The sequence below is a fragment of the Sedimentisphaera salicampi genome, assembly GCF_002117005.1.
Taxonomy (GTDB): Bacteria; Planctomycetota; Phycisphaerae; order Sedimentisphaerales; family Sedimentisphaeraceae; genus Sedimentisphaera; species Sedimentisphaera salicampi.
On record NZ_CP021023.1, the window covers coordinates 2,643,609 to 2,657,295 of the forward strand.

Here is a 13,687-nt window from a genome sequence, read left to right on the forward strand (position 1 = left end):
TTTTTTGGGCAAAATGCAAATCATCATTCTGCAATGCTTTGCAGAATTTACTGCTGTCTATTTATTGAGCCTGTCCGCCGCAGGCGGAGAACAAACGGATAGATTCGCGGCTCGTGGCAAAATCATTAGACAAAAATTAGTGCTGATTAGCGGCTGAAAATTTCTCTCCGCCTTTTCCTTATTTAATATTTATCCCGTGAATCCTTGCCCCGCAGCCAAAGCGGTTCGGGGCTGTAAATCCCGTCAAAAAAATCTCCTCTCTCCGCCGCAGGCGGGCAGATTCGGCTTTAAAAAGCTTTGCAAAAAAGTATTGTCTCACACGATTTATTAAATGAGCTGTTTTTTGTTGGAATTTTTCGCAGTTTATACGTATAATCCGCTTGTTAATGTATTCTTAACGTTTAATAATCTGCAGGAGTTATATGTTGCTGCATTTGAGAATTTTGACAATTTCATTACTCGTATTTTGCTCGGCATACGGGCAGATTGAAAATGCGGGGCAGAATATCTACATATCCTCTGATACGGTTAAAATGAGCCGTACAGAAGATGGCAGCCAGATACTGATCTTCGAGGAAGGTTTCAGTTTGGAGTATTCCTCCAGCACCTTCCAGAGCGAGAAGGCGGTTGTCTGGGTGCGCAAGGAAACTGAACTGGTTCGCGGGATGGAATCGCATTCATACAGGCTGCGCTGTTATCTTGAAGATCAGATCAAGGTGGGCAGGGAAGGCAAACACAACATCGGAGATGTGCACAACTTCCTTGTTGAGCGGGGCAAGTCTATGATAGCAGACTTCTTCGTATCGGGGAAGGTTTTTCTCGAATGCGGGCAGCAGCAACAGGTAAATGCTGCTGAAATAGAGCTTTACCGCAATGCCGTTGATGCGGCGAGGGGAAGGCGTGAAGGCCTAAAGCTCAAACGAGAGGCTCTCCCTCCCGGCCCCCAAAGGGAGCAGACGGGCGTGCAAACTGCTCAGGAAGATAAAGGGGGCTCTATTATTGGAAGGCTCCTCGGCAAATCAAGACAATCCGATAAGAGCCCGGAAGCTGGCGGCTCGAGGGAATCAGCAAAACCGGACGAACAGAAAGATTACCCTGTAAATGTAGCAGCGCTTTGGAAGCCTGCCCCTGTTATCGAGAGAAGCAGGCTCTCTGACGGCGAATCGGTGATCACAGTTATGGGAAGATTCTACATCTGGCGAAAGATGGACGATTCAGGAAGGATTCTGGAATTTCAGGCTGATAGGGCGGTGCTGTTTCTCGGGCAGGATGAGGTTAAGGCAGGTGCAGAGGAAACAGGCAGGAGAGACCTTCTCGCCTCGGGAGATATCAAAGCGGCATATATCGAAGGGAATATTGTTTTCACTGAAGGCCTGCGCACAATCCGGGCAGACAGGCTCTACTACAACTTCCAGAATTCCCAGGCCCTCGTAGTAAACAGCGAGATGACCCGCTACGATCCCGAACGCAATATTCCAATCTTCATCCGTGCTGAGAAGCTCCAGAAAAAGAGCGATTCAGTGTTCACAGCGGAAGGTGTGGAGATCTCCAGCGATGAATTTGCAGTGCCTCAGCTCTCGGTTAATGCCTCTTCGGTTGTTATAACGGACAACTCAGCCGTGGACACTAAGCCGCAGGCCGGCAGCTTTTCCGCAGAGCTCGAAGACGTTTCCCTGCAGTACTACAATAACACCCTTCTGAAATCAGACCATATGATTACTGGGCTCGAAAGACCCGAGCTTCCGGTAAAGAGCGTTGGCATCGGCGGTTCCACCGCCTTCGGAACCTCTCTCGAGACGAACTGGTATCTCTCGAGGGTGCTTGGATTCAAAGAGCCCGAGGGGCTGGATACGACGCTGAACCTCGATTACTACAGCAAACGCGGCCCGGCAGGGGGAATAGATGCCGAATATGAATCCGACAGCTACTTCGGCAGCATCGAATCCTACGTGATCCACGATACGGGAGAAGACAGGCTTGGAGACCGTTTCTGGCGAAAGGATCTCGAACCCGAAAATGAGCTTAGAGGCAGATTTAAGCTTCAGCACAGGGAATACCTGGATGATGGATGGCAGTTTTCAGCAGAGCTGAACTACCTCTCAGACCGCAATTTCCTCGAGAGCTTCTACAGATCAGAGCGTTTTACAGACAAAGAGCCCGAAAGCGTGGTCTACCTCAAAAACTCTACGGGCAACAGGGCATTTTCTGTGCTTGGAAAGGTGCGTCTGAACGACTTCCAGAACCAGCTTGAGCAGCTTCCGACGTTTGAATACCACCGCACAGGAGAAAGCATTCTGGGCGATAATTTCACCTACTACGGCGATACTAAGCTCTCAAGGGCGAGGCAGAGATACGACAGCGATTCTGCTATGGCTGGCAGCGGGTTCTTCTCCGCCGCAAGCACAAGGCACGAGATAGATTATCCGTTTATCTGGGGCGAAACAAAGTATGTGCCCTATGCCGCCGGAACATACGCATATAACGACTATACCGGCTACAATACTGAACTGGACGGCGATCAGATAAACGACCCTGAAAACGGGGCATTCCTTGGCGAAGCCGGAATCAGGGTGTCCTCGCAGTTCTGGAAGACAGAGCAGTTTGTCAAGAGTGATTTCTGGGACATAAACGGAATCCGCCATTACATCCGTCCGCATATGGAGGCAGCAGTTTTTCAGAGCGATGAAGACGGGCTGGAAATGCGGAATATGGTGAATCTTGGTCTTTCGCAGAGATGGCAGACAAGGCGGGGCTCTCAGGATAATCTGAGAACTGAAGACCTAATGAGGCTCGATATAAACGCAACACTTCTCTCAGACGACAGAGACGAAGACGACGATATCCTCCCGGGCAGATACATCTTCAGCAGCCCTTATGAGCCCTTCTACAGGCGTTCGGGCTCGGCAGATTTCTCCCTCCAGAGAGACACAATTGATGCCGATTACCTATGGAACATCTCAGATACGTTTGCCTTCAGCAGCTATGCAAACTACGATTTAGAGAGCAGTGAGCTTCAGCGATTCGATGCAGGGCTCGCAAGATACTGCTGGCCTGATTTGAGCTGGTATTTCGGAGTGCGGCATTTGAAAAATATTATCCTTACAGACATAGACAAAACCCCTGCGAACAATCAGGACTACTACTACGAACACGGCACCAATTCCTTCCGCACGGCAATGAGCTACAAGCTGAACCCGAGATACACAATCACCGCTGCGCAGGAATACGATTTCGATTTCGGACAGAGCGTGCGGAGCGAGATCGTGCTTATACGCAGATATCGCAGACTGCTCTACAGCCTCGGCTACAGTGTCGATGAGTCTTTGGATTCCAGCTCAGTTACTGTGAGTATATGGCCGCAGGGGGTTAAAGAGCTTGCTGTAGGCTCAAGAACCTACGTAGGCCTTACTGGCTCTTCATCATACGAGTAAGCTCGGCGAAACTCAGCGGCTTCGGTAATTTGCTGTGAAATGCCCTGAATTCCTGCTTCGCTCGGGTATTTGAAGGCTTCTCAAGCGTCTGCATGCCTGAGCGATTCTGCGCTTGTTTTTTGTGAAGCGTGGGCGGGGAAATCGCTGCTCAGAGCGGCAGGGGCAATGCTTGCACAAATTTGCGGTTTTTTTATACAATTCTGCGTAGAACAGCCTCTCTTTGTTGGTATAATACCATTTCTAAACGTATAATCTGAAAAAATAAACATAATTTAAGAGAGGTTTCTTATGAAGTTTTTTAGTGCTGCCGCAGTTTTTTTAACTGCCGTGTGTATGAACGCACAGACTATTGATTTATCCGGTCAGTGGCGTTTTTCGCTCGATGAGAAAGATGCGGGTGTTTCCAAAGAGTGGTTTGCAGGCAAGCTTCCAGGAGACGATAAGATCCAGCTCCCGGGAGCGATTCAGAGCCAAGGCTACGGAGAAGACCCTGGCCCGGACACCGATTGGGTGGGCGATGTAAGGCAGGATGTATGGGATGCCCCGAAATACAAACCATACCGCACCGAGGAAAACTTCAAGTTTCCTTTCTTCCTTCAGCCGGACAAATACTATAAAGGTGCTTCCTGGCAGCAGAAAACAGTTACTATCCCGCAAGACTGGCAGGGAAAGCATATCACTCTCACCCTTGAACGTCCGCACTGGGAAACAACGGTTTGGGTTGATTCCAAGCGGGCAGGAAGCTGTGATTATCTCTCCATCCCGCACAGATACGACCTTTCAGAGCTTCTTACTCCGGGCAGGCACCGCCTCACTATCCGCGTGGATAACAGGATGATTGTTGATGTGGGGCATAATTCCCACAGCGTAACAGACCATACCCAATCCAACTGGAACGGAATTGTAGGCAGTATTAAGCTCTCGGCAGAAGAGCCGGTGTTTATTGAAGATCTTCAGGTTTACCCCGATATTGATGCAGATAAGGCAAATGTGAAAATTGCCGTAAAGAACAATGCAGGTATCAGCAGGGAAACCAGGCTAAATGTGAAAGCATTTTACAAGGATAAACTTGCCTGTTCGGAGAGCAAAAAGCTTGAGCTCACCGGCAAAACCGCTTCCGCTGAGATTATCTTGAGCGGGCTGGAAAAACGCTGGGATGAATTCAACCCGAACCTTTACAGGGTTGAGGCTGAGCTCAAAGCAGGCAAGTTTATTTCAAAAGCTGATGCCCATTTCGGTATGCGTGAGATTGAAACAAGAGGCAGCAAGTTTTACCTCAACGACAGGCACATATTCTTCCGCGGCACCCTCGAATGCTGCATATTCCCGAAAACAGGCTATCCGCCAACCACCACCGATGAGTGGGAAAGGATTATCAAAATCTGCAAGGCTCACGGCCTGAACCATATACGTTTCCATTCGTGGTGCCCGCCGGAAGCGGCCTTTAAGGCAGCAGACAAGCTGGGCTTCTATTATCAGGTGGAATGTTCTTCCTGGGCCAATCAAAGCACTAAGCTCGGCGTTGGGCTCCCGATTGATGAATGGATTTACGATGAGGCTGATGCCGTGCTCAAAGAATACGGCAACCACCCCTCATTCATCCTGTTCGCCTACGGCAACGAACCCGGAGGTCCTCAGCGAGGCGGGAAATACCTCAAAGACTGGGTAAATCATTACAAGCAGAAAGACTCAAGACGCCTTGTTACAAGCGCTGCCGGCTGGCCTGTAATAGAGCAAAACCAGTTCCACGTTACACACCATAATGTACGTATTCAGGGCTGGGGCGAAGAGCTGAACAGCCGGATAAACAGCAAACCTCCCGAAACACAGACAGATTATTCAAAGCCGATAAGCAAATACAGCAACACCCCCATCATCTCACACGAGATAGGGCAGTGGTGCGTTTATCCGAATTTCGATGAGATCAAAAAGTACGATGGATACCTCAAGCCGAAGAATTTTGAAGTGTTCAGAGACCTTCTCAAGGATAAAGGTATGCTTGAGAAGGCGGAAGATTTCCTTATGGCCTCGGGCAAGCTCCAAACCCTCTGCTACAAGGAGGATATAGAATCTGCTCTCAGAACTGAGGGCTTCGGCGGCTTCCAGCTGCTCGACCTCCACGATTTCCCCGGGCAGGGAACGGCTCTTGTAGGCGTGCTGGATCCGTTCTGGGACAGCAAGCCTTATGTATCCCCCGAAGAGTACAGGCAGTTTTCAGGGGCGATTGTGCCGCTTGCACGAATGGCAAAACGCACATTCACTACCTCAGGCACGTTTAACGCCCAGATTGATGTAAGCCATTTCGGGGCGGATAACCTTAACAACGTTAAACTTCACTGGAGCCTTGAAAACGAAAACGGCAAGGTCTTCAAGAAAGGCGTTATGTGGAGGTATGATATGCCCGCAGGCGGGCTTTACACCTTCGGCGATATATCTTTTGACCTTGCAGGTATCCCTGCGCCTTCCAAATACACCCTCAAAACCGAAATCGAAGGCACAAAGGCGAAAAACAGCTGGGATATCTGGGTGTATCCGGAGGAAGTGAAAACAGAAAACGAAGAGGTGCTTCAGGCCAATTCGCTTAATCCAGAGGTATTAGAACACCTCAGCGAAGGAGGGAACGTGCTTCTGGAGATAGACCCGAGCCTTGTGAAAACAGATGTGGAACTAGGCTTCTCCTCTATCTTCTGGAACACTGCCTGGACGCAGGGACAGGCGCCGCATACCCTCGGAATACTCTGCGACCCGCAGCACCCTGCCCTCAAGCATTTCCCAACAGAATACCACAGCAGCTGGCAGTGGTCTCTGCCGATTCAAAACGCAGCTGCGATGAAGCTCGAGAGACTCCCGGAAGGCGTAGAGCCGATTGTGCAGATAGTTCCGGACTGGTTCGCCCCCGAGAAGCTCGGAATAGTATTCGAGGCGAAAGTGGGCAGCGGAAAAATCCTTGCTGCAAGCGTTGATATGACAACCAGCATCGATAAATCACCGTCAATCAGGCAGCTCAAGGCATCCCTGCTTTCGTATATGGGCTCAGATAAGTTCTCCCCTGAGGTTAGCGTTTCCGCCGAGCAGATCCAGAAGCTCTTCAGAGATCCGGGCTTTATGGATAAGGCCGGAGCTGAGGTTGTGAAAACAAACTCCGCCCATTCAGGCAGAAGCGGCAGCAACGTCCTCGACGGCAAGCCTTCTACCATCTGGCACACTTCCTGGGGCGGCGGCAAAATCCCGCATCCCCACGAGATACATCTCAAGATTGATTATTCTGCCAAGATAAAGGGGCTCACAATACTTCCGAGGCAGGACGGCAATACAAACGGCTACATCAAGAAATGCAGCGTTTACGCAAAACAGAGCGGAAGCTGGGGCAAGCCGGTATGGCAGGGCAGCTTCAAAAGGAATATGGAGAAAAAGCTGGTGAGCTTTGATAAACCTGTAAAGGCGAAGTATTTCAGGATTGTTTCTGAAGAAGGCTTCGCAGATGATGACTATACCTCAATAGCAGAAATTAAGCTTCTGCCTGCTGAGTAGCCAAAACCAGCATCCAACTGCAAAACAAAAAGGGGCAAGGCTGTATTTCGGCTTTGCCCTTCTTGCTTTCGGCCTTTCAAATCTTAAAACCTGCTTGACCAAACAGCAAGGTGAGCTTAATATTAAGCACAAATCAGTTCAAACGGGGAATATATATGTTTCACTGCCCACAGATACTCCTTCTACTTGAAACCTCTCGAGAATTCGGAAGAGGTCTTTTGCGGGGCATCTCCCGCTACGCCTCCCGAAACGGGCCGTGGTCTATCCAGCTGGAGCCGCTGTTTTATCTGGGCAGGGAACTTCCCGCCAAGGAAACCTCTCAGCCTCTCAAGTGGCTCTCAGACGGAGCTATCATAAGAGAAACGTGGGAGGATGAAGAAAGGAGGCTTCCCGTTGACCTGCCCGTGATTCAGAGCTGCTTCCACAGCGGGGGCAAGGAGGGTAAGTCTGTAATCCTCACTGATGACTACCAAATCGGTGTGATGGCGGCTGAACACTTCATAAGCAAAGGCCACAAAAGACTTGCCTTTGCGGGCTTCGAGGGGATGTACTGGTCTCAAATTCGATTTGAGGGCTTCAGGGCAAAGGCCGCTGCTAACGGTTGTGAGGTGATTGAGTATCGCCAGCCAGAAGACGACGACGGCCGGCTTTGGGATAATGAGCAGTTTGTTCTGGCAGACTGGCTTCGAAGGCTCAAAAAACCTGCCGCTGTGATGGCATGCAACGACGACAGAGCAAGCCAGATAATTTCGCTCTGCAGGCAGGAGAGGATCACAATTCCAAGCCAGATTGCGGTTATCGGTGTGGATAATGACGAATTTATATGCAAACTCGCCTACCCTCAGCTTTCCAGCATATCGCTTTCTCTGGAAAAGGCCGGCTACGAGGCGGCAGAACATCTCGATAATATGATCAAATCGAAAAACAGAACCCCAAAAACGATTATTATCGAGCCGCTGAAGGTAGTGGAGAGAACATCCTCCGATGCCGTGGCTGTGCCCGATCCGGACGTTTCTCGGGCAGTCCGGTTTATTCTGGACAACAGAATGAGGGCTCTGCAGGTTTGCGATGTTCTCGAAGAGGCCGCTGTTTCAAAGAGAAGCCTCTATATGAAATTCAACCTCCACCTTGGAACAAGCATTTACACATATATCAAAAACGTGCGTGTAAGCGAGATTGAAAGGCTTCTGCTCTATTCGGATTTGAACATCACCCAGATCTCAAAAATGCTCGGCTTTGGCAGTTCAGACCATATTGCCGCCTTTTTCCGCTCTGTAAAAGGACTGAATCCAGCCGACTACCGCAAGAGATACCGGCCGTAAGAGGTTGCGATGAGCCGATGCCCTATCTGCAGAAAATTTCAGCAGTGCTTAGAAAGGCATTCCTGCACGAAGCTTTTCCGCCAAAAATAAAGCCCCTTGCTCAATAAAAGCAGGGGGCTTAAAGGAAATCCTAAAAACTCTTTATGTATGTATTAAGGAGCCAGGAACGTGTCATTCTTGTCGCTGGGTCTTTCATTTCCGGAATATGTTTTCAATCCTTCTACAGTGTAAAAATTATCGCCGTTATAAAAGCTGTTTCTGCTGAATTTTACGCTGTTGTCCAAAAGGAGTATGTTCTGTCCCGCGCCGTTGTGATTTATGCTGCGGAAGTTTTTCATCTTTTCATCAAGCCGAACAGTTTTGAAGAAAGTCTGCTGGTCGAGGCAGTTTCCTTCGAAAAGGGGGTTTGAGTCTGCGGCTATTGCCCTTTTATTTTCCCTTTCGAGCTTAACGTTCTTGTTTATTACCGGGAAGCTGTAGTTTATAAATTCTTTGTGCGGGAAGTCGTGCTCGTAATCGCAAACATCGACTCTCTCAAGTTTGGCTTCGGCTTTTATAGGCCTAGCGGGGCACTCGAAATCCTCCATCTGGCAGTATCCGTTTTTAACGAGAAGCCAGGCATTTCTTGTATTCGAATACTCATCTTCTCTCTGCGAGCCCACTTTCCACCAAGAATCACTGCCTGAGCTTGCAAGCGGCATCATCCCTGCGTTATCAAAGGCGTAGTTGTGCAGGCCTGTTCCGATTCTTGCCAGATTGTGTTTGCAGGCGATAGAATCTGCAACCGCTCTCATTTTTTGCGTAGCTGGGAAATAGGTAGCTGCGATAATGGCTATCATCGCTGCTGCTGCCGCTATCCTTCCTACCTTATTCCAGAAGCGAATATTATCGCTTTCGGCAGCCGATTCCTTCTCAAGCAGAAGCTCAAGGTCGGTTTGGCTCCCGCTTTTCTCAGTACGAGCGAGAAGGTTTTCAACAAGATAGTCCGGGCAGGGCTCTTCTTTTAGTGTGTTTAGAGGCTCCAGTGATTTCTTCAAGTTTTTGTAAAATCTTGAACAGTCACTGCGCTGTTCTATGCTTTTTCTAATAGTTTCTTTGTCCTGGTCAGGACAGGAGCCAAAAAAATAATCGAAAATTGCACTAATACGATTCAAATCTTTTACCTTTCAAAATCAGGCTCAACATTTTTCCAGTCTTTGGCAAAACGAGCCACCGCTGAATGCAACCTGCTTTTAACTGTTCCTATAGGTATACTCAGCATTTCGGCCATTTGTTTGTATGAAAATTGCTCAAAATAAGCCAGCAGTAAAATTTCACGTAATTTCTCTGGCATATTTTCCACAACTTCTCTTACTCTCTCTTCAGTTTCTTCGGTTATGTAGTGGTCAAGCGGTGTAGTGTCTTCAGAGGAAACTGAGCTGAAAACGTCTTCTATAGACGACTCAGAATCATCCGCTATCGAACCTACCGAGATAGAGCTGTTGCGTTTTCTCTTACGTAACAAGTCCTTGGCTTTGTTCGCTGCTATTGTAAAAAGCCATGGTTTCAGCGGTCGGTCGAGATCGAAAGACTCTCTGGACTGATAAAGCTGCATAAAGGTGTCTTGAAAAACATCTTCAATGAGGTCCTGATTGCCCACAAACCGCCTCAGGAAATTGAACAGAGGATCTTTGTATTCCTGCACAATATCCCTGAACGCTGCTTCATCGCCTGAGCAGAATCTTCTGAGCAGTTCTTTTTCTTCCCGTTTATTTGCGGATTTGGTCATTATTTTAACAGCCCCGGGCAGTTAAGTTCCCAAGAAGTAGTCCATTCTGGGTCTGCCCGGCTAAAAGCGGGAAGACCTTCACAGCGGGTGATTATATGGATAAGTGTATTTTTTTCAAAATTTAATTGAATCTATATTTTATAAACCTATCATAACCATTGAATTATGTTTTTTAAGGTGAGAATATGTTTGGTGATTATTTCTTAAGTTTGTGCGATCCACCGTGGGTGCTGGGGATAGTATTCAGCGAGAAGATTCTTATAATCCTTGCGGTTTTGAATCTGCCGGTATATTTTTTTCTTGGCTGGGTGATTTTTGACGACTGGGAAGGATTCGTTGATTCTGTGAAGTATATAGTTACCAGCGACTGGATTTCTGCATTGAGAGGCGAATACTACGATGATGCGTGGGGCGAGATCAAGTTTTTGTATTTCCTCGCAACGTGCGCAGCGGCAGTTTTTGGGGAATATTTGCTGATTGAGAAGTACTTTTTGGCAAACTGACATTTGAATTAACCGCTTAAAGGAGTGATTATGAGAGCAGCAGTAATAATATGCGCAGCAGGCGGGAGCACCCGATTTGAAGGGAAAACAAAGAAGGTTTTTGAGAAGGCGGCGGGCAAGCCTCTGTTCCTGCATTCAGTAAATTTGTTTTCCGAGATGGAGGAAGTGGTTCAGATTATCCTCGCAGCCGCAGAGCAGGACCACGAGAAGATAAAGATCAACTGGGAGGCAAATCTTGCCTTTGCTGGCGCTGAGCTTTCTGCCGGCGGAGATACAAGGGGCGAAACTGTTGCGAAAGCATTCGAGCTTGTGAGGGAGGATATTGATGTTGCAGCTGTGCACGATGCGGCAAGGTGCTGTCTTACTGAAAATTGGGCAAGAGATGTCCTTCAGAAGGCCTATCAGAGCGGGGCGGCAATACTTGCCTCACCTGTAACCTCAACGCTTAAGCGGGTTTCTGAGGAAGGGATAATCTGCGAAACTGTTGACAGAAGCTCGCTTTACAGCGCCCAGACGCCGCAGGCTTTCTCAAGGCAGCTCTTTGCAGAGGCTCTTGATAAATGCGAAAATCCCGCTGAGTTCAGCGATGATTCTATGATGGCAGAGAAAATCGGGGCAAAGGTGCATATCGTAGAAACCGACAATACGAATATAAAAGTTACCAAAAAGTCCGATATAGCGATTGCCAATGCGATTATAAGCTCACGCGAGAAGAAAAGCCCCAAAACAATTCACCCTTTCCGAGAAGATCAGATGTGGTAGAAGTTTCAGATGAATTTTATGCGAAGGAGAAAATATGGGTATTATTTCAGGTATAATAGGTAATGCGGGCGTCGTTCCGCCGGAGAAGCTCGAAGAGGACTACGGCAAGCTGCTCACCGATAACGAAAAAATTGAGGTTGGTTTCAAGCTCGTTCGTGATACGTATATCTTCACCAACAAGCGTATGATTCTAATCGACAAGCAGGGCGTTACGGGAAAAAAGACGCAGTATCTTTCGATTTGTTACAACAGGGTTTCGAGATTCAGCATTGAAACCGCAGGCCATTTCGACCTTGATGCAGAGCTGAAGATTTGGCTCTCCGGCGAGGATACACCCACGATAGACAAGAAATTCAACCGTAAGGTGAACATATACGACCTGCAGAAGGTTCTTGCGGGCTTTGTTCTGGGATGAGGAAGCTACTGCTTAATCTTCTTAAGCACTTTTTTCCTGATATAGTCCTTGTTCATTTCTCTGCCGGTAAGGAAATTGTACTGCTCAACTGCCTGCTGAACAAACATTTCAATCCCGCCGAGGGGCCTTGCGCCAACCTGCTCTGCCTCTTTAAGCAGCCTTGTTTCAGGCGGGTTGTAAACGGTATCAAATACGATGCAGCCCTTCTGGAGGAAGGTGGTATCTATGGGACACGCCTCCACCTTCGGGCTCATCCCGAGGCTCGTGCAGTTCACCACCACCTCAAAAGCCTCGCCCATTGGGAAATACCCAATCTGGCAGGCCTTGCAGCCAAACTGCTCTGCGAGGGCCTCGGCCTTGCTGAGTGTTCTGTTGAATATCGTAACCTCTGCCCCCTTGTCTGTGAGCGCAGCAACCACCGCCTTAGCGGCTCCGCCTGCTCCCAGAACGGCTGTTTTCATTCCGTTTAACTCTCCAGCAGCCTCTTCAAGCGGCCTCTGAGCTCCGCTGTAGTCGGTGTTTTCGCCAATAAGGAAGCTAGTTTTAAGCGTATTTACAGCACCGATTTTCTTCGCCCTCTCTGTGAGTTCTCCCTTGCGGGCGGCATAGTCGAAGGCGTTTGTTTTATGGGGGAGAGTAACGGAAAAGCCCTTGAAGCTAAGCCACGGCCTTGAGAGCACGTTATCGAGAAAAGCATTAAAATTATCAGTGCCTTCCTCAAGCAGAAGCGGGAGAAAAACACTGCTTGAGCCCTCTTTTTTGAATGTCTTGTTGTATATCAGCGGGCTCATTGAATGTTCTACAGGGGAAGCGATAATTCCGTAGAGTTCTGTATGCTCGTTTATTTCATTGAAGCGGTAGAGCTTTTTCATCTGCTTAAGCGGAATTTGGCCCGGGGCAGTTTGCTTCCCGCCTTTGCTTGCATAGCAGAAAAATGAGCCGATCTTGGGAGCGAGTATTCTTGTAATCTTTCCAGCCTCGCCCATTGCCAGTATTACGGCATCTGCCCTTCTCACCTTGAGCACATCGAAACACTCGAAACACTGGTTGATATTATCCGCCTGATATGCAATTTTTATAACGGCATCCGGAGCTGCCTGCTGCATCTTGTCGTACTGGCCTCGAAGGCTCTCGAATCTGCCGTCAAAATTATGCGCTGAGAGGATAAGTCTGCAGTCGGATTCAGCTTCAGCAGTTTGCAGCAGATTTTTGAAATCGCCTTCAAAATTTGCGAACTCGCAATCTACGAAATCCGCTCCGCTAAGGGCTGCTTCTCGAAGCACAGACACCCGAAATTCTTTGCTCATCCCGTTTTTTCCGCCTTCCCGCCGATCTCGGCAGGTGCATATCACTTTCAGCCCGGTATCCGCTGCCTGACGTGTGAAGCTGCGCACATCATCAAGGTCGAATTTAGATAAGAAGTCAAACCGCAGCTCTAAAGCCTCTGCTCCGCTTGAGGCGAGTTTGTCTATGCGTTTGGAAAAATCCTTTTTCTTTTTCTCGCAAACCGGAACTGTAAGATAGCTCATAAAGTTTTCGCTTCCTCTTGATTTTTTCTGCTTTTTCGCTGTTCGATATAAACCTGCATTCTCTCGCTGATTTTACTGATTCTTTCTACTGTCAGCGAAATTTCATCTTGAAGTTTATGGGCATCTTCGCTCAATTTCTTGTCGGCAGGGAGCTGCTTGAGCTGTTCTGTGGCAATGCGAAGCTTTTCTGATTCTTTATCTAGGGCTTTTTTGTAGTTTGAGATGGCCTTTGAGAGCTGCTTGTCGTTCATTCTGGACGCCAATGCCCGAACCTGATCCAGTGATTTGGAGGTATCTACGTTAACCGCATTGGCCGGGAGCTTGTCTGAGCAGCCTGCCAGAATAAACATAACGAGAAATACCGCTGATAGAAAACAAAATACCCTGTACATATCGCAATCCCTGAAACAGCTATTAAATTTGCAA

10 protein-coding genes are annotated in these 13,687 nt (G+C 48.3%); 6 read left to right on the top strand and 4 right to left on the bottom strand.

Annotated elements, in window-relative coordinates:
* Positions 1–443: 443 nt before the first annotated feature.
* From STSP1_RS10075 to STSP1_RS10085, 3 genes are all read left to right on the top strand, one after another.
* A complete protein-coding gene (locus tag STSP1_RS10075; RefSeq protein ID WP_123807033.1) occupies positions 444–3,431 on the top strand; it encodes an LPS-assembly protein LptD in 2,988 nt (995 codons plus the stop codon).
* 288 nt (positions 3,432–3,719) lie between these two features.
* Entirely contained in the window at positions 3,720–6,962 is a 3,243-nt protein-coding gene (locus STSP1_RS10080; RefSeq protein ID WP_161491710.1) for a discoidin domain-containing protein, read from the top strand.
* A 155-nt stretch (positions 6,963–7,117) separates the two neighbouring features.
* A complete protein-coding gene (locus STSP1_RS10085; protein ID WP_085756215.1) occupies positions 7,118–8,284 on the top strand; it encodes a DNA-binding transcriptional regulator in 1,167 nt (388 codons plus the stop codon).
* 152 nt (positions 8,285–8,436) lie between these two features.
* On the opposite strand, the gene STSP1_RS10090 is transcribed toward STSP1_RS10085, so the two are convergent.
* Both STSP1_RS10090 and STSP1_RS10095 read right to left on the bottom strand, forming a co-directional pair.
* Positions 8,437–9,321 (bottom strand): hypothetical protein, encoded by an 885-nt coding sequence (locus STSP1_RS10090; RefSeq protein WP_123807034.1) that lies wholly within the window; start codon positions 9,319–9,321, stop codon positions 8,437–8,439.
* Positions 9,322–9,443: 122 nt separating this feature from the next.
* Complete coding sequence (locus STSP1_RS10095; protein WP_085756217.1) at positions 9,444–10,052, bottom strand: RNA polymerase sigma factor; 609 nt, start codon at positions 10,050–10,052, stop codon at positions 9,444–9,446.
* A gap of 185 nt (positions 10,053–10,237) precedes the next feature.
* On the opposite strand from STSP1_RS10095, the gene STSP1_RS12695 reads away from it, so the two are divergent.
* Genes STSP1_RS12695 through STSP1_RS10110 form a run of 3 tightly spaced genes read left to right on the top strand, consistent with a single transcriptional unit; the run spans position 10,238 to position 11,732 of the window.
* The gene (locus STSP1_RS12695; RefSeq protein WP_204845142.1) at positions 10,238–10,555 is read left to right on the top strand and encodes a hypothetical protein; all 318 of its coding nucleotides are present in this window, start codon (positions 10,238–10,240) and stop codon (positions 10,553–10,555) included.
* Between the two features lie 30 nt (positions 10,556–10,585).
* Positions 10,586–11,317 (top strand): 2-C-methyl-D-erythritol 4-phosphate cytidylyltransferase, encoded by a 732-nt coding sequence (ispD, locus tag STSP1_RS10105; protein WP_085756218.1) that lies wholly within the window; start codon positions 10,586–10,588, stop codon positions 11,315–11,317.
* A gap of 34 nt (positions 11,318–11,351) precedes the next feature.
* Entirely contained in the window at positions 11,352–11,732 is a 381-nt protein-coding gene (locus STSP1_RS10110) for a PH domain-containing protein (RefSeq protein ID WP_085756219.1), read from the top strand.
* A 5-nt stretch (positions 11,733–11,737) separates the two neighbouring features.
* Here the strand turns inward: STSP1_RS10110 and aroE are convergent, their stop codons facing one another.
* The gene (gene aroE, locus STSP1_RS10115) at positions 11,738–13,261 is read right to left on the bottom strand and encodes a shikimate dehydrogenase (protein WP_085756220.1); all 1,524 of its coding nucleotides are present in this window, start codon (positions 13,259–13,261) and stop codon (positions 11,738–11,740) included.
* The gene (locus STSP1_RS10120) at positions 13,258–13,653 is read right to left on the bottom strand and encodes a hypothetical protein (protein ID WP_123807035.1); all 396 of its coding nucleotides are present in this window, start codon (positions 13,651–13,653) and stop codon (positions 13,258–13,260) included. The genes aroE and STSP1_RS10120 overlap by 4 nt, the downstream gene beginning before the upstream one ends.
* Between the last annotated feature and the right edge of the window lie 34 nt (positions 13,654–13,687).

What these genes read in the sequence shown, in the direction of transcription:
- STSP1_RS10110 (WP_085756219.1), top strand. Translation starts at nt 11,352, where the DNA reads ATGGGTATTATTTCAGGTATAATAGGTAATGCGGGCGTCGTTCCGCCG.
- STSP1_RS10120 (WP_123807035.1), bottom strand. Translation starts at nt 13,653, where the DNA reads ATGTACAGGGTATTTTGTTTTCTATCAGCGGTATTTCTCGTTATGTTT.
- STSP1_RS10095 (WP_085756217.1), bottom strand. Translation starts at nt 10,052, where the DNA reads ATGACCAAATCCGCAAATAAACGGGAAGAAAAAGAACTGCTCAGAAGA.
- STSP1_RS10085 (WP_085756215.1), top strand. Translation starts at nt 7,118, where the DNA reads ATGTTTCACTGCCCACAGATACTCCTTCTACTTGAAACCTCTCGAGAA.
- STSP1_RS12695 (WP_204845142.1), top strand. Translation starts at nt 10,238, where the DNA reads ATGTTTGGTGATTATTTCTTAAGTTTGTGCGATCCACCGTGGGTGCTG.
- aroE (WP_085756220.1), bottom strand. Translation starts at nt 13,261, where the DNA reads ATGAGCTATCTTACAGTTCCGGTTTGCGAGAAAAAGAAAAAGGATTTT.
- STSP1_RS10080 (WP_161491710.1), top strand. Translation starts at nt 3,720, where the DNA reads ATGAAGTTTTTTAGTGCTGCCGCAGTTTTTTTAACTGCCGTGTGTATG.
- ispD (WP_085756218.1), top strand. Translation starts at nt 10,586, where the DNA reads ATGAGAGCAGCAGTAATAATATGCGCAGCAGGCGGGAGCACCCGATTT.